The 21,662-nt window shown below is 38.3% G+C and carries 17 protein-coding genes; 3 read left to right on the top strand and 14 right to left on the bottom strand.

What is annotated here, in order from left to right; genetic code table 11:
- Positions 1 to 249: 249 nt before the first annotated feature.
- From BUB77_RS00470 to BUB77_RS00465, 3 genes are all read right to left on the bottom strand, one after another.
- Positions 250 to 1,539, bottom strand: coding sequence for a hypothetical protein (locus BUB77_RS00470; RefSeq protein ID WP_073271751.1), 1,290 nt, complete (start codon positions 1,537 to 1,539; stop codon positions 250 to 252).
- A gap of 54 nt (positions 1,540 to 1,593) precedes the next feature.
- On the bottom strand, positions 1,594 to 1,758 hold the full coding sequence (locus BUB77_RS29705; protein WP_170866548.1) for a hypothetical protein: 165 nt from the start codon (positions 1,756 to 1,758) through the stop codon (positions 1,594 to 1,596).
- A gap of 205 nt (positions 1,759 to 1,963) precedes the next feature.
- Positions 1,964 to 2,239, bottom strand: coding sequence for a hypothetical protein (locus tag BUB77_RS00465; protein ID WP_073271748.1), 276 nt, complete (start codon positions 2,237 to 2,239; stop codon positions 1,964 to 1,966).
- 359 nt (positions 2,240 to 2,598) lie between these two features.
- Between BUB77_RS00465 and BUB77_RS00460 the strand changes: the two genes are divergently transcribed.
- Positions 2,599 to 2,940, top strand: a complete 342-nt coding sequence (locus BUB77_RS00460) for a hypothetical protein (RefSeq protein ID WP_073271745.1) — start codon at positions 2,599 to 2,601, stop codon at positions 2,938 to 2,940.
- On the opposite strand, the gene BUB77_RS00455 is transcribed toward BUB77_RS00460, so the two are convergent.
- Positions 2,923 to 3,678, bottom strand: a complete 756-nt coding sequence (locus BUB77_RS00455) for an N-acetylmuramoyl-L-alanine amidase (RefSeq protein WP_073271742.1) — start codon at positions 3,676 to 3,678, stop codon at positions 2,923 to 2,925. The genes BUB77_RS00460 and BUB77_RS00455 overlap by 18 nt on opposite strands.
- Positions 3,679 to 4,056: 378 nt before the next feature.
- Between BUB77_RS00455 and BUB77_RS00450 the strand changes: the two genes are divergently transcribed.
- Complete coding sequence (locus tag BUB77_RS00450) at positions 4,057 to 6,639, top strand: glycosyl hydrolase (protein ID WP_330392467.1); 2,583 nt, start codon at positions 4,057 to 4,059, stop codon at positions 6,637 to 6,639.
- A 463-nt stretch (positions 6,640 to 7,102) separates the two neighbouring features.
- On the opposite strand, the gene BUB77_RS00445 is transcribed toward BUB77_RS00450, so the two are convergent.
- From BUB77_RS00445 to BUB77_RS00400, 10 genes are all read right to left on the bottom strand, one after another.
- Positions 7,103 to 8,947 (bottom strand): heavy metal translocating P-type ATPase, encoded by a 1,845-nt coding sequence (locus BUB77_RS00445; protein WP_073271738.1) that lies wholly within the window; start codon positions 8,945 to 8,947, stop codon positions 7,103 to 7,105.
- Between the two features lie 13 nt (positions 8,948 to 8,960).
- Positions 8,961 to 9,182, bottom strand: coding sequence for a cation transporter (locus BUB77_RS00440; RefSeq protein ID WP_073271736.1), 222 nt, complete (start codon positions 9,180 to 9,182; stop codon positions 8,961 to 8,963).
- A 26-nt stretch (positions 9,183 to 9,208) separates the two neighbouring features.
- Positions 9,209 to 9,562: an ArsR/SmtB family transcription factor gene (locus tag BUB77_RS00435; RefSeq protein WP_073271733.1), complete on the bottom strand. Its 354-nt coding sequence runs from the start codon at positions 9,560 to 9,562 to the stop codon at positions 9,209 to 9,211.
- A gap of 426 nt (positions 9,563 to 9,988) precedes the next feature.
- On the bottom strand, positions 9,989 to 11,326 hold the full coding sequence (locus BUB77_RS00430; protein WP_073271730.1) for a metallophosphoesterase: 1,338 nt from the start codon (positions 11,324 to 11,326) through the stop codon (positions 9,989 to 9,991).
- 199 nt (positions 11,327 to 11,525) lie between these two features.
- Positions 11,526 to 13,025 carry an ATP-binding protein gene (locus BUB77_RS00425; protein ID WP_073271727.1) on the bottom strand — a complete coding sequence of 500 codons (1,500 nt, stop codon included), beginning with the start codon at positions 13,023 to 13,025 and terminating at the stop codon, positions 11,526 to 11,528.
- A gap of 88 nt (positions 13,026 to 13,113) precedes the next feature.
- Entirely contained in the window at positions 13,114 to 14,487 is a 1,374-nt protein-coding gene (locus BUB77_RS00420) for a vWA domain-containing protein (RefSeq protein ID WP_330392466.1), read from the bottom strand.
- A gap of 46 nt (positions 14,488 to 14,533) precedes the next feature.
- Complete coding sequence (locus tag BUB77_RS00415; RefSeq protein ID WP_073271724.1) at positions 14,534 to 15,526, bottom strand: leucine-rich repeat domain-containing protein; 993 nt, start codon at positions 15,524 to 15,526, stop codon at positions 14,534 to 14,536.
- A 245-nt stretch (positions 15,527 to 15,771) separates the two neighbouring features.
- Positions 15,772 to 16,449 (bottom strand): DUF5680 domain-containing protein, encoded by a 678-nt coding sequence (locus BUB77_RS00410; protein ID WP_073271721.1) that lies wholly within the window; start codon positions 16,447 to 16,449, stop codon positions 15,772 to 15,774.
- A gap of 219 nt (positions 16,450 to 16,668) precedes the next feature.
- A complete protein-coding gene (locus BUB77_RS00405) occupies positions 16,669 to 18,033 on the bottom strand; it encodes an MATE family efflux transporter (RefSeq protein WP_073271718.1) in 1,365 nt (454 codons plus the stop codon).
- A gap of 289 nt (positions 18,034 to 18,322) precedes the next feature.
- On the bottom strand, positions 18,323 to 19,174 hold the full coding sequence (locus BUB77_RS00400) for an Ig-like domain-containing protein (protein WP_073271715.1): 852 nt from the start codon (positions 19,172 to 19,174) through the stop codon (positions 18,323 to 18,325).
- Between the two features lie 295 nt (positions 19,175 to 19,469).
- On the opposite strand from BUB77_RS00400, the gene BUB77_RS00395 reads away from it, so the two are divergent.
- The gene (locus BUB77_RS00395) at positions 19,470 to 21,596 is read left to right on the top strand and encodes a serine hydrolase domain-containing protein (protein WP_073271713.1); all 2,127 of its coding nucleotides are present in this window, start codon (positions 19,470 to 19,472) and stop codon (positions 21,594 to 21,596) included.
- The last annotated feature ends 66 nt before the right edge of the window (positions 21,597 to 21,662 follow it).

The raw sequence follows: 21,662 nt of genomic DNA, 5'->3' as shown, positions 1-21,662 counted from the left end.
ACATTTAACCAAATTACATATATAGCAACACAATTACGTATTTCAAGTAAAAATTCCATAAATAGATTAAATTGTCCGTCAGTCATATTTACCCCCTAATCAAATAGATTTCTTATAAAACACACGACAAACGTAAGCAAAGCAAAATATATAAACATTTGCCAAAATGTCACAGTAACGCTATTATACGATATCTCAATTGACATAATATTGTTAACAGCCTTCCATACCTCAACCATATTAACACCTCTACTTAAGAAACTTAATAATACCCAATATAACCAAAAGTCCAATACCCCCAACCAATAAAGTAGGTATAACAGGAGACATACCAACAAATAAATATGCCATAATGATATTAAATTTACCTATACCACCGATAAGTGACACCAGAGCTTCAAACGTTTTTGCTAAAATATTAGGTATTGCTAATAAATAATCGGTAAAACTTCTTAAACTAGTAGGGTCTACCTTTTTTCCATCATTATCATATGTAGTACCGCCGTATTCGGGATTATCAACACTAATTTCATCCCCATTTTTGTCGGTGTAAACCTCATCATATTTATTAGTAACATTACCGTCGTCAAAACTTCCACCAGTAACTAAATCTACCTTAACCCAATTTCCATATTTAAGTTTATCATCTGAAAAAATAGAAAATCTGATATAATAAGCAACTAAATTAAGTTTCCCATTTTCAAACGTTTGACCAGATGTATTCGAATTTTTATCATGTATGAATTTTTCTATATCCGTTTGTAATAAATCCGTACGTTGACCCGCAGAAGCAAATACACCATCAGCATAAGTGACATATGGGATCACCTTTGTAATTTTATCAGCACCAGACTTAAAATTATAAACCAAGCTTATTTCAGCTCTTAAAGCACCAGACGTAGGAGTCCACGTACTTTGTAATTGTGTCTCTCTTATTTTTGGAAATAATCCTTTTGGTAATATATATTTCACACGTAGATTAGACGGAGTCGGAACAGTAGAATCATAAGACGGTACCGGGCCTGACATATCCGCTTGGGTAGGTTGATACTTTTCACCGACATTAACAGAACCTCTCATCAAAGTACCAGAATAAGTACATATAGAATAATCCGTATAACGAATACTATGATTAGAAATAAAACTACCACCAGAAAAAATATAATTAGTACCCCAGCCCGTCGGTAAGGTGAAAGTACCATCAGACTGTATATCTAATTCCATACTAAAACCACTTGAATCATTAGGGTGGATATAACAAGCGCCAAACTGATAATCAATTGTAGCAGTTAGCGTATTGCAATAAACAACAATACGAGCACCATTATAAATAGCAGTATAATGCAATATCTTGCCACTAATTTGAGATTTAATAGGTTCGTAAGTTGAAACATAATTCTTGAATGCATTAAGAGCAGATTGTAATTGCGCATCCGTAATAACATCAGGACCATAATCAGCAGCATAAACTTTTGAAGGAAACCAAAAAAGAATAAATGTAAAAGTAAAAACAAAAATAATTTTAAGAATGTTTCTCATTTTTCCCCTTTCTATAAAAAAGGGACTATATTAAATAGTCCCAAACATTATGTATTAATGCTTTAATTTGTGCATAATGCCAATACCAATACCAGCAACACCAGCCCAAAAGAAAATAGCTAAATCACCAGTAGTAGCAATAGAAACCACACTAGCCACAGCCGATGTAATATTGGATAACGCATTAGCCATACCACTTGTAGAAGCTAAAAACAACATATATTCACCCCCTTTACTTTGATTTCTATATAAAACTTGAGGAAGGAGAGAATCCGCAAATTTTAAAACTATGAACACGTACGCTAAAGTTTATACCCTTACGGATACCGCAAACGCACCCCCAAACCGTTGGGGGCACGTCCGCTTAAACTTCTTAACGCTGTTTACAAGGGCTTGCGCCCATACACCGAAAAAGAATTGGTGTTTAAGCCGTTTTCGACTTATCAGCAGAACTGGAAGAAATCGTAGGTGTTACAGACAAAAGAGACACAAACGTATTTTGCCCCGTTCGAATATCCAGTTCAACATCAACTGGAGTCTGTACCGGAATATTGTATAGAAGATTTCCTGAATCTTCATTTAAAAATATTTTCTGTACATCGGTTCCCTGCAAAAAGCAAGCTGACTTATAATCCTTATTGTTTTTCGTGGAGTGGAAAGTATCAACCCCCAAGTAAATAAAAGTACCTTTTAATTTCATAATTTTTCATTCCTTTCTAATTTTTATACATTTGTCAATTTAGGTACAATTTATTCAAATACCCCTTAAAGAAGGGCATAAAAATAACTATTCGCAAAACACAAGTTTAACGAATAGTTGGCAAGCGTTTTGCGTTATATTGCAGTTAATCCCTAAAATCACTTTAATGCAATAAATTAAAAAAGTCATGAAATAACTTGTAATAAACTCTTACTTGTATTTAATTCTTCTCTTATCTTTTACCATATTCCATATTCCATTAAACATATCTTCATCAAAGCTCCTTAGAGTTTCCCTGGCATTTAAATAATAACAACGCATATATTAACTATAATAGGTAACCGAATGGAAATATTGTGATGTTTGACAATCTATGTCCTGAAGACACTATGGTCCTGGCAAATGCAATTGCTTTGTCTCTTTATCCCGGAAAAACAGCCGATGAATTAAATGTTTTGGGCAATCTTATTGTTGCTGTTGGCAGCCTTTTATTAACGGCAGCTGCTCAGAAACAGGCTTTATCCTCCCAGCAAACAAATGCCGGCGCATCAATGGATTGTACCCCTTCGGATAATGCAGCTTCCGATAATATGTCTTCGGATAATTCTTTCAATGGAAATTCTACAGAAAATTCTACAGAAAGCTCTACAGATAATTCTACAGAAAATTCTACAAAGGACGCTTCAACGAAAGAAACTTAATGGATTATTTTTTCTGATGATGGGCATTTTTTCGTCTTTATTTTGCTGAGCAAGGTAATCAATAATACCTAAATATATTGCCCCTACAACTTTATCCTGGTATTCATTATTGCATAATAGTTCAGCCTCTCTTCTGTTTGAAAGAAAGCCGCATTCTACTATAACAATCGGACATTTTGAATTTTTAAGCATATAATAGGTATTGTTGCTTTTGGCCAATCTTTTATTTCCGTCATTTAAGGAATTTTTAAACCTTTCCTGCAATATTTCTGCTAATATCTGCCCTTCAGTCGAACCTTGATAATAAAAGATCTGTGCGCCTCTGGCGGATTCCTGTGTAAAGCTGTTTTGATGAATACTTACCGCTATCAAAGCATTGCTGGAATTTATAATATTTACACGGTTTTTCATATCTGCTCTTTTTATATCCTGGTCTGATTTTTTATATAAGCCGTTATCCTCTTCCCTTGTCATGACTACCTTTATTCCTTTCTGGAGCAATAAGGTCTTCAGTTTTTTGGCTATACTAAGATTAATATCCTTTTCCAGTGCTTTGTTAATTCCGATTTTACCTGGGTCAAAGCCTCCATGTCCGGCATCAATTGCTATTGTAACCTTACTATCCGGTTGGTTAAAAAGTTGGTTGATTTTTAGATATGCCTTTTTATAAAATAATAGACAAATCAATAGAAATAAAACAATAGATAAAAAAATTATAATAGTATTCTTCTTTTTCATTTTAGACACCTTATGAATAATCTATTGTATCATATGTTTTAAAATACTAATATAAGTCATAAATTTAGGCTTTACCATAAGATTATTATTTTTGACTATATTTTGAGGTTTATATAATGGGTTTAAAATACAAATCAAAGACTAATTAGATTAACTGGAATCAATATATCAGTTGTAGTTGAATTACACTTGTAAAGTGGATTTACGAAAATTTAGTTTTAATGCATTGATATCAAATATATTATTACTATAAAATATCACAATTTCCAAAACATATTTACATATTATGGGATATATGTTATATTTATTGTGCAAGGTGTAGAGATACTCCTTAACAAATAAACGCTAAACTGTTAAAGTTTACGCAAAGAAAGGGGAATGGAAATGAAGGGTTTAGTAAAAAAAGCAAGTACAATTCTACTCACATTTTCGCTGTTATTTCAATTAATGACATCTCCGGTTTACGCAGATACTGCTCTTTTCGTTATTGAAAGCGAAAATGCACAACTATCTTCAGAACTTCAAGTAACGACTCAAATTTATGGACAAGCAAAACCCGGATACTCAGGGAAAGGATTTGTCTGGATGCAGAATTCAGGAACAATGACCTTTGACGTAAATGTCCCGGAAACAGGAATGTATACCATATCCACCCGGTATATGCAGGAATTGAGTACGGATGGCAGATTGCAATATTTAGCAATTAATGGAATTAATAAGGGCTCCTATATGCTCCCCTACACTACGGTATGGTCGGATTACAGCTTTGGTATACATAAATTAATCAAAGGCAAAAACACAATACAGATTAAAGCAGGCTGGGGATTTGCTTATTTTGATACGTTTACGGTGGATTATGCCAAGCTTGACAACCTGGATGTGGAACCTGTTCTTTCCGATAGCAAGGCAACTACAGAATCACAGCTTCTCATGAACTATTTAACAGAAGTTTACGGCAAACATATAATCTCCGGGCAGCAAGAAATTTACGGAAATGGGAATAACGGAGATATGGAATTGGAGTTTGAATGGATTCATAATTTAACCGGAAAGTATCCTGCTATCAGGGGCTTTGACTTTATGAACTACAATCCCTTATATGGCTGGGAAGATGGTACAACAGCCCGTATTACGGACTGGGTTAATAACAAAGGCGGCATTGCTGCGGCATGCTGGCATATTAATGTCCCCAAAGATTTCACCTCCTATAAGCTCGGGGAACCGGTGGAATGGTTGAAGGCCACCTATAAGCCCAGTGAAACTAATTTTAATACTGCCAATGCTGTTATTCCCGGTACAAAGGAATATCAGTATGTGAAGATGACAATTGATGGCCTGGCACAACAGCTGCTGATCTTGCAGGATAATAACGTACCGGTTATTTTCCGGCCTTATCATGAAGCTGAAGGTAACGGCGGGCTGAAGGGAGAAGGCGCATGGTTCTGGTGGGCTTCAGCTGGTGCCGAAGTCTACAAACAGCTGTGGGAAATGCTGTATACAGAGCTTACACAAACCTATGGCTTACACAATTTAATCTGGACCTACAACAGCTATGTTTACAACACCTCTCCTGCCTGGTATCCCGGTGATCGGATGGTGGATATCGTAGGGTATGATAAATATAATACTATCTACAACCGTAATGATGGTTTATCGGGAGTACCAAATGAAGATGCCATTACATCTATCTTCTATCAACTGGTTGATTTAACAAAGGGTAAGAAAATGGTTGCAATGACGGAGAATGACACCGTTCCCAGTGTTGCAAATCTTACGGAAGAAAAGTCCGGATGGTTATATTTTTGTCCATGGTATGGTGAGCATCTCATGAGTTCGGCCTTTAATAATCCTGAAACGCTGAAGAAGCTTTACCAGAGCGATTATGTTATTACCTTGGATGAACTGCCGAACTTAAAAACGGAAAATCCTGCGGCCAATGCATCGATTACACCTACCTCTGCTGAGTTTGATAAATATACTGCGAATCAGAAGGATATATCGATCTTAATTAATCCTAACGGAAATACGTTAAATTCATTAAAAACAGACGGAACCGCCTTAAACTTAAATTCAGATTATACATTAAACGGGAATAATCTTCTTATAAAACGGGATTTCCTTTCTCATTTGTCCGTTGGTGAACATCAAGTCATCTTTGACTTTGATAAAGGAAAAGACCCGGTTTTAAAAATCAAGGTTATTGATTCAACACCAAGTGCTGTCATAACTCCTTTAAAGGCAGCTTTTGATAAAGCATCGGAAAAACAGCAGAATATCAATGTCTCAGTTACCTTAAACGGATATCAGCTCGTTAGTGTTAAAAATAATGACAATGTTCTGGTATCAGGCAGGGATTATACGGTATCGGACAATACGGTTGGGCTGCTTAAATCCTATCTTTCCACCCTGCCCCTTGGCGAAAATAATTTGATATTTCATTTCAATGGAGGAAATGATTCTGCCTTGACTTTGAATGTAGTTGACACTTCTAATCCTGTTATAACCGGTGATTTAACGGTTCAAGCCTATAATGGGAATACAGGAGCCTCGACTAATGGAATATCTCCCAAATTCAAAGTTATTAACACCGGGAATTCGGATATTCAGCTAAGTGATATAAAATTGCGTTATTATTATACAATAAATGGTGATATAACGCAGAATTTCTGGTGTGACTGGGCAAGTGCAGGCAATGGGAATGTAAAGGGCGAATTTGTCAAGCTTGCAAATCCGGCTACGGGAGCTGATTACTATCTGGAAATTGCTTTTACTGCTTCAGCCGGAGCACTTAAGTCCGGACAAAGTGCAGAAATTCAGGGAAGGTTTTCAAAATCCGATTGGACAAATTACAACCAGGCCGATGATTACTCGTTTAATGCATCAGGCAATCAATATGTAAATACCGATAAGGTCACAGGTTATATTAATAATAAACTTGTATGGGGAATTGAGCCGAAATAAAATTTACGCTGGAAGCCTCTGGTTAGACTTCTGTTCTGAAGAAATGTAGATTATTATATGGCAGCCGGCTAGATTAGTATTAAAACTAAATCTTATGTTCTAAACAAAGGTTAGAACTGGTATGTTTAAAATTCAATGTTCAAACAGACCGACTATGACCAAAAGAAAGGGCTGCCGTAAAAAAAGTTCATAAGGGATATCATACATTAAAAAATTCATTTATGTGTAGAGCATCCAATATTTACTTCTTTTTGCGGCAGCCTTATATCCGTATTTTTAAATGATAATGCAGTAAAATGATAACAATTTGATATTTCTTTCTTTTTATTATATTATTGATTCGGGTATCATAAGTTAATTTCAGCTAATAAACATGATCTTCTGACAGACACCCGAATCATTATTAATTTCTATCTTAATTAAAAACTTAATTTCAACCTTTAATTGGCCTGCCTATAATTGCCTACATATTGTTAACCCGAAGGGCTCTGAAAGAATTGATAATTGCAATAATTGTTACACCAACATCTGCAAATACCGCTGCCCACATAGTGGCAATACCTAAGGCACTTAATAATAAAACCAATATTTTAACACCGATTGCAAATATCATATTTTCCTGTGCGATACGCAGTGTCTTTTTCGATATTTTTATTGCTGTAACCAGCTTGGATGGTTCATCTGTCATAAGAACTACATCTGCCGCCTCAATGGCAGCATCGGAACCCAGCCCTCCCATTGCAATACCAATATCTGCACGGGCTAATACAGGGGCATCGTTCATGCCGTCTCCTACGAAAACCAGCTTGCCGTTCTCCGATTTTTCTGAGAAAAGTTCCTCTAACCGGTCAACTTTATCTACCGGTAATAGCTCCGAGTATACCTTATCAATTTCCAGGCTATTTGCTATTTTTTCCGCAACGGCCTTGTTATCTCCTGTTAACATAACGGTTTTTCTGATATGGTTTTTCTTAAGGGTTTTAATAGCCTGTAAGGAATCCGGTTTTATTTCATCGGATATAAGAATATATCCTGCATATTTTCCATCAATCGCAACATGTACGGCTGTGCCGATGATTTCTCCCTCAAAATAAGAAATATTCATTTTCTTCATCAGCTTGGCATTTCCTGCAGCTACTTTTTTCCCATCAATCGATGCAGTAACTCCATGCCCGGAGATTTCTTCAACTTCAGAAATTCTTGCATTATTTATTTCTTTCCCATAGGCTTGCTGCAAGGACAGGGAAATGGGATGGTTGGAATAACTTTCTGCATATGCTGCTATTTCTAACAGTTCATTTTCTGTAATTTCTGAGGGATGAATTTCCTGAACATTAAACACACCCTTTGTTAAGGTGCCGGTCTTGTCGAATACAACGATTTCCGCTTTAGCCAGGGCCTCCAGATAGTTACTGCCCTTCACCAGCACACCTTTCTTGGATGCACCGCCGATGCCGCCAAAAAAGCTTAAGGGAACAGAGATTACCAGCGCACAGGGACAGGACACAACCAGGAAGGACAAAGCCCGGTACAGCCAATCGCGAAAGGCTGCATCTTTTATTACGAGAGGCGGGATAACTGCCAGCAGTACTGCAACAATAACCACTATCGGTGTGTAGTATCTGGCAAATTTCGTTATGAACTGTTCAGAATTTGACTTCTTATTGCTGGCATTCTCCACCAGATCCAAAATCTTGCTTACGGTGGATTCACCGTATTCCTTCGTGACTTCTGCCGTTATCAGCCCATTGATATTAATGCAGCCGCTTAGGATTTCATCTCCTGTTTCCACACTGCGGGGCACAGACTCGCCGGTCAGTGCGGAGGTATCTAACATTGAAGTGCCTTCAAGCACTTTACCGTCAAGGGGTACCCTCTCTCCTGCTTTGATAACAATAATATCACCGATTTGAACTTCGTCGGGGTCTATACGAACAATTTCATCCCCTTTTTTTATATTTGCATAGTCCGGGCGAATATCCATAAGGCCGGCAATGGATTTTCTGGATTTATTTACGGCATAATCCTGGAACAGTTCGCCTACCTGGTAAAAGAGCATTACTGCAACACCCTCCGGATATTGACCGATAAAGAAAGCACCTATGGTTGCAATGCTCATCAAAAAGTTTTCATCAAAAACCTTGCCCTTAATTATATTTTTTACGGCTTTTAATATAACATCACCGCCGACAATAAGGAGACTGGCAAGATAAAAAGTGAGCTGCAGCCATTCAATATCTGTCTTTATTAGAGCTGCTGCAATATAAACGATAGCACCGGCAATAATCCGGTATAGCTTCTTTTTCATAATACTGCATCTCCTATGCTTTTTTCATGTTTGTATCGGGTTCGATTTTTTTGACGATTTTTTCTGCTTCTGTTATGATATCAGCCATTTTGTCATCTTCTGCTTCAATAATCATCTTGGTAGTCATAAAGTTAACAGTTGCTTCCTTCACTCCATCCAATTTACGTACCCCAGCCTCTATCTTTGCTGCACAATTGGCACAATCTAAGCCTTCCAGTCTGAATGTCTTTTTCATTTTAAATCCTCCCATATTATTATAATTTATTTTTCTCTTATATGTTCTAAGCCTTTTTCCAGGATTGCCTTTACATGGTCATCCTGCAAGGAATAGAATACTACTTTACCTTCTTTTCGGTATTTAACGAGATTAGCTGCTCTCAAAGATTTTAATTGATGGGATATGGCAGATTTTGTCATGTTTAAAAGCACTGCCAGATCACATACACACATCTCACTTTCATCCAGTGCCCACATGATTTTTATTCGTGTACTGTCACCAAAGACCTTGAAAAAGTCCGATAAATCATACAATTCATCATCCTGGGGCATAATCTTGCTGACCTTTTCAACAACTTCCGCATGTATAACTTCGCAATCGCAATCTGTTTCTTTCATCTGTTATCACCTGCCTTTCGTGAAACAATTGAATAATTGTTCAACTGTTATTCTTATTATAGTTGAACATATGAGCAACTGTCAAGATATATTATTAAAATTTTTGAAAAATGTTACCAATTAATTTACTCACCATATTGTTCTACCTATATGTGATATGTATTGCAAAGAAAAAGCAAGCTCTGACAAAGACATAGATTAGTATGTCTTTCAGAACTTGCTTTCAGTCACTTCTTTACTTCTTGTATAAGTGAATTTTATTTTACCTTTTTTGTTAAAGGGTTGGAATATATAGCATCTTTATACTGCAAGAGGTAAAAGGCTGTATGGTATTTTTGTGCTGCAAGGGGTAAAAGGCTGTGAGGTAATAACTTAATTCAGCTTATACATTTCCAGATTTTATTTCCGCAGCTTAGTTATACTGGTCTAGTTTATATGCAATTTGTTATTATCCATATCATCATGAGGTATCATACTAAGTATGTATGCTCTTAGATTTTCCAGAGATTCAATCTCGCCGGCTTTCATCCAAAGCTTATAGCCAATGGAATTCATAACAGAATCCTTTATATTATTTGTGGTTCCTCTAAAATAATTTACGTTTAAAAGGCTCAGGGTTTCCGCCATGGCCTCCATTTCCTCCTCTGTATATAATTCTGTTTTTGATAATGCTGTATAAGCTTTTTTGTAGGTATTATCAGCCAGGAAAAGCCTGGAGTATGACATGAAATCTGTGAGGTTGCTGTCTGAGATACCCGTATCTCTTGCCCAGCTGTCAACATTTACCTGTGAGGTACTGTAATCAAAGCCGGTAAGGGAACTGTATCTTAATACACCATATTGAATTGGATACATAAGAAGGGAAGACGTTGTAATTTCGTAAATACGGTCATTGTCCTCACCGTTGTATTTTATATCCTGTATGTGGATATGTCCGCTAAAAACCAGGTTAAGATTACATTCCCTGAAAACCTGTTCTGCTTTCTCACTGTTATCCAGGGTAAATCCATAGTTAATTCTGGTATTGTGGTTAAAAAGATTGTGATGCATGACAGTAACAATTCTTGTGTTATGCTTCTTTGCCATCTTACTGCATTTTCGTATCCAGTTCAAAGTATTTTCACTGATTTCGCCGTTGGTTACAGGACTTCCGGCTTTTTTATTTAAATGGTATTCGCAGGTATCCAGCATGAGAAGCCATACATCTTTGGATGGAGCAGCCAGATAGCTTAAGGAATATTTATCTTTGGATATAGCCTCACGAAATCCAAAATCCTTATAGATTTTTTTGAATTCTGATGCACTGATTGTTGGAGTCTTGTACCGTTCTTCTCCCTTAAAGCCTCTTGCCCAGGTATTTTCAATATCATGGTTCCCCGGTATGACATAAACTCTTGTTCCTGTATTTTTTTCGATTTTTTCCAGCTTTTTTGCCAGTGCAAGATGACTCTGTTTTTCTCCATTTGTTGTAAGGTCGCCGCTTATTATGAGGACATCCGGCTTATTGTTTTTGATATCATTACGAAAAGCATCGATAATTTCATCAGCATAGTTGAGCATTCTTCCGTCACCGGAGGTCCAGAAATTCTGAAAAGCCGTTCCTTTATCATTAATGCTGTCTGCCAGATAATGTACATCCGATGCTATATACATAGTGACAGCTTTTCCTGATTCAATGGGATTTCTCCCTATACTGCATCCGGTAACAAATACAGATATAATAAAAAATACAAAAATGAATCGCTTTATATATTTAGAAGACATCCATTTTCTCCTTGTTTTCACTCGTTTCGATATTCATAATCATTATAAAGATACTAAAGTAAATTATGCTTTGGACAGGGAAATTATAACATCTTTACGGGTATCCAATTCTTAAAAATAAGAGCAGATATGTATTGGCTGGCTTCACCTGTTACATACTGCCCTTGGTTTTTATGATTGTTACTTTGGATTTTTCAGCTTATTTTTCCACGTTACGGATAATTTCTTCCTGCTTTTCGCCAAAGAGGAGGCTCTTGTTGTATTCATAATATTTTTTACACCCATGGTTAGCTATGAATTGGGCACTGTAATAATTTACGGATAATTCGGTAATAAAGATTACCATTTCCTGTCCTTCGCCAAAGGCTTTTTCCATAAACAGAAAAGCATTGTCCAGCTCAAGAGATGTTTTTTCAATCCTCTTCATACGCTTTTCCTTATCTTCTTCAAAAAGGCCCTTAATCGTGTCGGAGGTTTTTATGGAAGTCTCTTTTTCCGTTCTCAATACCTCCTGGTATTTTTTTAAAGTGGTAAGAGCTTGAAGCTTATAAGCTTCTTCCTTCCGGTTTATGAGTCCTTCCTGCTTTCTATGGGTTAATTCTGTTTCTTCTTTTTCAATCATTTCTTTTAACAGTAGATCGGGTCTTGTCTCACTTAATGGCAGCTGCGCTAAGTACTCCTTTAGGGATTCGTAAAGCAGCTCCGTATATTTCTCTGAATTTTCAGTGTCAACAAAAGAACGTCCAAGTCTCCCCAGAAGAAGGCCGGTCAAATTAAGCCTTTCATCAAAAGGAGCTATTTTCAGGGATTTTATAAGCTTTTCAGAATAACTTCCCTGAACAATTTCCTCGATTTTATATTCCTTTTTATATTTATTATACAATTCGTAATAATTTGAAAAGTCCTTTGCAATTCTGTCATGCTGGATATATTCATAAACAAACTCAGCATCAACGGCTATATGAAGCTCTTCGCATACGGTCAGCATTTCGGACAGGTCTTCCCAGCCTCTTGCCGTTGCAAAAAAAGTTCCGTCAGGAGTTGTCTCGAACCGGTAGAAATTCTCCCTGCGGATATCCAGATATTGCAGGATGGAAGGATGAATATCCTGCTTATAGGCGTATTCCTTAAAGATTTCAAAATCAGGCTCTATTTCTATCTTACGAACCCTGTCCAGGGTTACGGCATCGAATTCCCGGACTGATTTATTATATTCAGGAGGATTTCCGGCAGCTATGATGATCCATCCGTCCGGAACCTTCTGATTACCAAAGGTTTTATACTGCAGAAACTGAAGCATGGTAGGCGCCAGTGTTTCTGAAACACAGTTTATTTCATCAATAAAGAGAATCCCCTGGGTAAAGCCTGTCCTCTCCTGCTTTTCATATACGGATGCGATTATTTCGCTCATGGAATAGTCTGTTACGGAATAATCCTTATCCTTGTATTTTTTCTTTACAATAAAGGGAAGGCCCACAGCGCTCTGTCTGGTGTGGTGAGTTATGGTATATGCTACCAGGGCTATATTGCATTCTTCTGCTACCTGTTCCATTATCTGGGTCTTGCCCACTCCCGGAGGCCCCATTAAAAGAATAGGACGCTGTCTGATAGCAGCTATTTTATAATTACCGTTTTCATCACAGCTCAAATAGGCCTTGACGGTATTGATTATCTCTTCCTTTGCACGTTTGATGTTCATTGTTTTCTCCTTTTAGAAACGGTTTATGTTAACCGGAAGCTTATGGTATAAACACCTGTTAATTTATGTTTATTCTTCCTGGGGAATCCTAAGATTCAGAGGCTTCTTTCAAGTCCTCCGTATTCAGGATTAATTTCATTGCCCAGGGCGGCACATCTGCATCCGAATAATCCTCTTTCAGAAAGACAAAGGCAGTATCATAGGGGGGCTTCTTTCCAGGGTAAATACCTTTTCCGTCTGTAAAGTATAATAATCCTTTTAGATGATGGAAGGCTTTGTTTTTGATCAAATTTCCCACATAAGCAAATACAGGGCGAAAATCCGTACCGCCGCCGCCCTTTAACTGCAGCTGGTTCATATATTCTTCCAGCTGCTGTTCATTTTGGATCAGTTCATCCGACTGTATTGTTTCATCACATTGCAGAATATGTATATTTGTCTTTCTGAAAAAGCTTTCGGATTCCTTCAGTACCTTGTAGGTCTGCATAAGAAATTCCTGAACTAATTCTCCGGAGCAGGACATGGAAGTATCCACGGCAATGACAAAATCTTCAATCCGCTTGCTTTCCCTTGACTCCTGATATTCAATTAAAGGCATATTTCCATATAGGGAAAGACCATAGGTGTAAAAGCTCAGGTCATAGGAATCCATGTCCAGAACTGCTTCCTCCTTCATAACGGAAAATTTACGCAGAAAGCTGCGGTAGTCATGTTTTTTGCGGTTCTCTATCTCTAATTGTTCGAGAAAGCCTTCCGCATCATCCGCCATATCCTGTGCCTGGGTTTCCAGATTGGTCTGGAGCTTTTCACTGATATCCTGCCATTTCTGTTCAGGGGAGCCTGGCAGGGGCACATCCTTTTTCTCCTGCTCCGACCAGAAGGAGTGATCATCCTTTCGGAATTCAAATTCCAGCTGTTCATACTCCTTATCCGACATGTCGAGCCCTTCCAATAGCTGATATACTGCCTGCGCTGTGGGGATTTTAAGCTTAGCCTTCAGATTCTCATAGAAGATTCTGCGGTATCTGGTGCCGGACATTCTCACACAGTGATACCGAAAGGAATCAAGAATATATTCCATTGCAATGTCACAGGATATATCCCATAGCCTTTTATTATTGCCATAGGGCCTAAAGGGGTGCCTGTAAATACAGTGGAGTATCTGGTGCAGATATGCCCTGTTAACCCATATTCTGCCGCTTTTATATTCTTCATACAAAAGGTTTGTATCATAGTACAGGCTGTTTCCGTCCGTACCCATTAACCTGACACCTTCCTTTGCTTCGAATTTAAGGGCACTAAGCGCAAGGTTCAGATAACGCATATAGACACTTAGTTCTGTTCTTGAGGAAAGCAGAATCTGGCTAGCTGTTGACTTGTCAGCCGCTGATTGATTAACCATTGGCTGATTAGTCATCGAATTGTCAGTCGTTGGCTGGTCTTCCTTTTCTTCCATTGCCATAGTACCACTCCTTTCCTGTTGCTGCATTCTATATTTATTTTAAATTTTATAATTGAAATTTATTGTCTTCTTTTTTTATGTTTACTTCCTGCAGGCTTAAAAGAACTCCGGTACATTCCGGCTTTTTATTCCGGATAGATTCCTTTAGTGCAAAGTCCATGAGGGCAGGGGCCAGAATTCCCTCCTTCTGCAAGGTAGTGAGGCCCGGTGCGTCGTTGGCCAGAATATATTTTGTAATGGTTTCTCTTCCATGAAGCTTTAAATAGTGGATGTAATGGGCCTTGCAGGCTTCTGACAGCTCATAGGGATGCTTTAACCGGCATAAAGCAATGTTGAGTGCGGTGTCATCCTCTGTCTGTATCTCCGGTGTGGAAAATAGAGCATCATAGGCAGGAATATCCGGAACTCCCATCTTAAGGCACTGCCTGTAGCGGTAGCCGGCACCATGGATAAGATAGTGAAACACTCTGGCAGGAGTGTTCTCAATGGATTCTTCATAGTATTCGGGAAAGATAAATTCAGCTTTTTTTTCATCCTTCTCAAAGATCACGGTAAGCTCTCCCTGTATTTCCCTTAAGAAACCGGAAAGTCCTGTTATATCCTCCGGATTTGTACGGAAATAAAGGCTTTTCAAATTATCACAATTCATGAAAGCACCGTTCCCAAAATCGATTACACCTTCACCAAGGCAGATGCTCTCTAATTCAGTACAGTTATAAAAGGCATATTCCCCAATTCTGGAAATCCCATCGGGAAGAAAGACTTCCTTTAATTTCTTTCCGGATATTAATTCCATCCTGCTAAAGGGGGTATCCACTCCCTGATGGATATATTCCTTTATTTCTGCCGGCACTTCAAGTGAATTGATACCTTCTTCCGGCTCAGAAAAACTATAGTTTCCAATTTCCTTCACAGGCAATCCTTCTATTACATCCGGTAATCTTACATAACCGCTTGTTCCGGTACAGGACAGGATTACTGCCTGCCCGTCCTTTATTCTATATTTAATGGCAAGGGAGCCAGGGATTTCCTCCTTCATCGGCTGATGCCCTCCTCAATGTTATCCGTATTCAGATGCCTATTATACTCCAAAAACCTCCTTAAGGGAACTGTTAATTCCCCCAAACCGCAAAAGCTTCACAAAGAAAAGCATGCAAAAAAGTATTTGCATGCCTGAGTCTGGAGGAAGGAGCGGTCATGATTTGAACACTCCCTGGTCCGTATATTCTGAATTATTTAGTTATTTATTTTGAATTTATTTGATAATATTTATAATTTTTTATTCTATGTGATACTGCCGCCATGGAAAAAGCATTCGTATACCTTTACTTCCAGATAGAATATCTCTTCTTTTCCCTGAAACCAGTCCATGTCCCCCTGAACCGTACAATGATAGGTATAATCCCCCTCTTTATAAAGGGAAGGTCCGCGGAAAGGTAATTCTTTTGTAGTGTGGTATAAGCAATTACATAAGAAATCTCCGGAAAAGTTTTCATGAAGGGTTCGTCCGGCGTAGTTCATAGCCCATACCGGTTTATCCTCTATCCATACTCCTTCTTCTCCTGCAAATTTCTCACCGCCTAAATAGGTATCGAGGTAGAGGTACTTCCCATCTGCAAAAGACAAATCATGGGAATCGGGTCTTCCGGAAGCAATTTCTGCCCCATGACTGGCATAGCCGGATTTTTTGGCTGTTAGCAAAAAGTCCAGGAAGTCCTCTTTCTTTTTCTTCTCTCCTGTCGGAAATTCCAGGGAACAGCCGCTTTCCTCTTCTTTTACCAAACGGTCAAGGCTGATTTTAAATATATTGCTTAGCTGTATCAGATTGTTAATATCAGGTACAGCCTTTCCTGATTCCCATTTTGCAACAGCTTGTCTGGAAATACCTATCCGTCCTGCTAATTCTTCCTGAGATAAGCGGTATTGATTTCTTAAAAGCATTAATTTTTCCTGAAAGTTCATGGCAGCCTCTTTTCCGGATTGTGAATCCTGATTATTTCTATAACTTATAAAAAGAATACCATAATGACAGGAAGAGAACCATCCTCCACAGTTTACGGATTTGTCAACTACGAGTTGCAATTTCCTTTTTTTGCGGTTTGCTTATAAGCTGAATTAATCCTTATTGAACACTTCCAGTATAAAATGCCTTATATTCCAGCTTTTATATGATTTCAGCTTTTATATGGACATATTTATCAGGCCGTTCTTTTTCTTAAAATAAAAATAGTAAATAAGGAATAATAGGGAGGTCACACTCCAGGTCAAGGGATAGGAAAATATTACTGTCTTTACATCATGCCATACAGGGACTGCTGATAATATCCAGGCAATTCTTAGTACACACACGCCCAAAAAGGTCAGGATAAAGGGTATCATTGCCTGTCCCATTCCTCTTAAGGCACCGGAAAGAATCTCAATCAACACATAGGTACAATAGGTTGGTACAAGAAAATGAAGAATTACCAGGCCTTCCTGAATAACGGCAGGGTCTTTATTAAAGATTCCCATAATATTGGCAGCAAAAATACTTAAGGTAACACTTAAAAATAGGGCGGAGGCCATGGCAAAGCCCAGGCAGACACGAATTCCTTTCTGGACCCTGTCCTGTTTTCCTGCTCCAAAATTCTGCCCCACGAAGGTGGTAACGGATACACCAAAGGAATTCATGATCATCCAGAAAATACCGTCAATCTTTCCATAGGCTGTCCAGGCAGCCAGTACATTGATATTAAAGCTGTTCATACTGGACTGGATTAACAGGTTGGAGGTCGAATACATGAGAGACTGCGCTCCTGCCGGAAGCCCGATATGTATAATTCTTTTTAATATTTCCTTATGAAAACGGATTTTTGAGAGGTACAGCTTATAACAGTCATCCGTCTTCATTAAAACCATGCAGATAAGACAGGCGCTTAATAACTGGGAAAGTACGGTAGCCGCGGCTGTTCCTCCTACACCCCAGTGGAAAACAACAACAAAAAGAAGATCCAGAACGATGTTCACACCGCAGCTTATAATGAGGAAATACAAAGGCCTTTTGGAGTCTCCGATTGCCCTTAATATTCCAGCTCCCATGTTATACACAACATTAAATACCGTTCCTAAAAAGTAAATCCGGATGAAGGTGAGGGCATCCTTATAGATTTCCTTTGGAGTACCCATTAGCTTAAGGGCATAGGGGGAACCCAGGAAGCCGATAATCATAATCACAAATCCTCCGGTAATAGCAAGGGCAATTGCCGTATGAACGGATTGGTTAACTTCCTCTTTTTTCTTTCCTCCATAGTATTGGGATATGATAACAGTGGCACCGGATGATAATCCGACAAAGAAACCAATTAAAACATTAATCAGGGTGCCGGTAGCGCCTCCTACTGCGGACAAGGCTTCCTTCCCTACATATCTTCCGACAACCACTGCATCGATTGTATTATATAATTGCTGAAAAAAAGTTCCAAATAATAAAGGGAAGAAATATAGCAAAAGCTGCTTCCATATTACTCCCTCTGTGATACTCACCTTTGAGTTATGTTCATTTTTCATTTGTCCAACCTCGATAGCTTAATAAGAAAATTTCTATTTTAATGCCAATAAATAAAATTCTAACACCGAGGGACCTGGAAATCAAATGTTTCTTTTGTTTTCTTTTGGGTTTTGAAGTTTTTCGTGATATTGCTTATAGTTGTGTACTCTTTTAAAAATGGAATAAAAAATTATGCATCCCATAAACAAGCTGTTTTATAAAGAAAACGATATAAAACAGCTTGAATGAGATGCACAAAATTCAATCAGTTAAATTTATTTAATCTGAAGTTAAAAATACTTATACTGCTTACTCAGAAACCTGAATGGTTTTTAACAGATAGTCAGCAACCTGTTTTACATCAGGGGATAGATTATCATTGATGTCTGTTACAGTGATTTGTATAAAGTGTTTATTAGTATAAATACCATAAATAACTTGTTTCATTGCTGTTCCACTGTAGTTCAAATCATATTGAGTGACGTAACCCAATCCAAGCTCTGTTTTATAACTGTTTACAGTTAGATTACTGATAGTAACCTCCATACCTGCCTGTGCAAATTGGGATACCAATGCATCAGTTGTAACTTCTTTATAAAGTGATTCTAATGTGGCTGAATCAATAGGGCTTTTCAGGTTGGACAAAATCAATGCTATATTTGACGATTTTCCAGCTGCTTCTGCTGTTTTTGGAATCAGAACTATTTGCTTGTAACCATTTGCTTCTGTTTCGGTCTTATTCCAATTGCTGGGGACTATGTAACTGATGGCCCCAGAGGTAACTGCCTGTGCCTTAAAGGGTGCGGCATTTACTAAAGGGTTGTTCTTTTTTACATCCTTTACTGTAACGATACAGATATATTTTTTAGTTTTTACCGTTGCGGTAATGGTTGCTTTGCCAGCCTGTTTTGCAGTGACCAAACCGGTTTTACTCACAGTTGCAACCTTGACATTACTGGATTTCCATATTGCTTTTACTTTTGTCCCTGTTACTTTTAATATTTTTGTTTTCCCGACTTCAAGAGTTACCTTTTTGGGATTGACTGCTACTGTAGCTGCATTTGCAACTGTAGTAAGGTGAATGGGAAGAGCTAATTGCATCACCATAGAAAGCATTAATACAATTGAAAGCATTTTTCCAAACTTTTTTAGCTGGTTCATTTTTAGTACCCATTTTGTACCCGCCGGATTACCTGCGGTACTGCCACAACATTAAAATGCGAAATTAGTTTCGCAGATTGAAAGAATCACAGTGTGGCAACCTTTCTTTTATTATATTTTCTTTCAACCGTTGTCCTCTTCTTTCATTATGCCAACTATACCATTATACACTTATCATATAAATATTTCCATATTAATATGGCAAATCTTTCATATTATGTTATACTATAAGTACCTTACTTTTATTATTCCATATAGCAAAGTAAGAATCTTAAAACAGGAGTAATGAAACAACATGAGCAAAAAAATATTTAAAAGATATCTTTCAATCACATTGATACTTATTTTAAGTTTTACAGTATATCCGCTCCGCTCTCCCATCGCCCATGCAGATGTAACGCCAGCTGACGCTGTTTCCTCTTCTACCGTTTCCGCAAGTGGTTCTGCGAGCTCAGATTCTGTAAAGGCTGCCGCGGAGAAAGAGGCAAGGACCTTAACCTCATTATACGGTGCTGACAGCGTATCCTATGCACTTATTGACAACGGAAGCATAGTGCTCTCAAGTAAGCATATAAAAAGCAGTCATAATTCTGAAAGCACCTCTGCCGATATATATGGAATCGGCTCCATCAGCAAAGTCTTTACAACGGTTGCCGTATTGCAGCTGGCAGAACAGGGAAAACTCAAACTGGACACCCCTGTAGTTACATATCTTCCCGAATTTACCATGGCTGATGAACGTTACAAGGATATTACCGTTAGAATGCTGATAAACCATTCGTCAGGACTTATGGGCAGTACCTTTGAAAATACTGCGTTATTTCAGGATAAGGATACTATTTCCCATGACAGTTTTCTCAATAATCTAAAAAGCCAGCGGCTAAAGGCAGCACCGGGTGCATTTTCTGTATACTGTAATGATGGTTTTACTCTGGCAGAAATTCTGGTAGAAAAGCTTACCGATATTTCCTTTTCGCAGTATATACGAAATAACATTTCTGCTCCGCTTAACCTTGCTAAAACATCTACTCCAACAGAAGCTTCAGCACCTACTCTTTTTGCGGGTGTCTATTCCACGCTTTTCCCCTCCGCACTTCCAACAGAAACCCTTCATGCCATCGGAGCGGGCGGAATCTATTCTTCTGCGGAAGATTTATGCCGTTTTGCCCAGCTTTTTATGTCTGCCGGTTCCTATCAGCGTGTACTTTCTTCTCTTGATGCAGATGCGACAAAATATCCCGAATACAGCAGGGGATTCTGGCCTGCAAACGGAAGTGCCCTCTCCTATGGTCTTGGCTGGGATACGGTGAATACCTCTCCTTTTGATACCTATGGGATCAAAGCTCTTACAAAAGGCGGAGATACCATTGTTTACCATGGCAGCCTTATTGTTTTACCGGATGAAAACATGGCAGTAGCTGTCTTGTCCTCCGGCAGTACCAGTGCATATGACCAGCTGATGGGACAGAATATCCTGCTGGAAGCCCTGAAAGCCAAGGGACGGATTGATAAAATAAACTCCTCTGTAGCCTTTACACTTCCTAAGAAAGTACCGCTGACAGATGATATGAAGCAGTATGAAGGTGTTTATGGCAATACAAGTAATGGGATGAAGATTACTATGAAGGAAGATGGAACTCTTACAGTAAAAAGCCTGTTAGCTCCCACAGCTCCTGCACAGTTGTTCTATTATACCGGAGACGGTAAGTTCTACTTTACCGATGGAAGCTATTACATCTCCTTTGAAAAAGCAGCCAATGGAAATACCTATCTTTATCATTCCGGCTATGGTAATCTGCCGGGACTTGGTCAAATGAAGACTGCCGGTTATTTAGGTGAGAAGCTGTCGGATAACCCTATTTCCTCAAGCCTTCAAAAAATCTGGCAGAAAAGGTCTGGCAAGACCTATTTCCTGGTGTCTGAAAAATACAGCTCCGAGACTTACGCCTTGTCAGCGCCCTTTGCAGAGCTTCTGATGCCTGAGGGTATAAAGGGCTATTGGATGAACACAGCTATTATTGATGATAATACTGCTAAAAGTACTTTGGAAATTCCGGATACCAGCGGCAGGGATTTGTCTGATTATACCTTCTATAAAGAAGGAGCAGTTGAATATCTTAAAGTAAATGCAGGAGTATTCGTATCCTCTGATTATGTTAAGCCCCTTTCAACCGTAAATAAAAAATACAGCATAGCTGATAACGGTTATGCTGCCTGGTATTCCATCAGTAAGAAGAATGCTTCTAAAAAAGTTTCAATCACAGTACCCAAAAATGCTGCTTATGCACTTTATAACAGTGATAATACATGTCTTGCTTATTCTTATATCAAAAAGGATAAGGTGATAACACTTCCCAAGGAAGGTTATCTTGTCTTTCTGGGAAACGCCGGAGCTACCTTCCAGGTTAAGTTTGTAAAATAATAAATATCCCTGCTCTCCTGTCATAAATGTTTACTGGCAGAGGGGCAGGGATTTCATTTTAGGAGT

Origin of the sequence: Anaerocolumna jejuensis DSM 15929 (genome assembly GCF_900142215.1) — a bacterium.
Taxonomy (GTDB): Bacteria; Bacillota; Clostridia; order Lachnospirales; family Lachnospiraceae; genus Anaerocolumna; species Anaerocolumna jejuensis.
The sequence above is the reverse complement of the archived record's forward strand: the minus strand, read 5'-3'. Positions and strand labels throughout refer to the sequence as shown.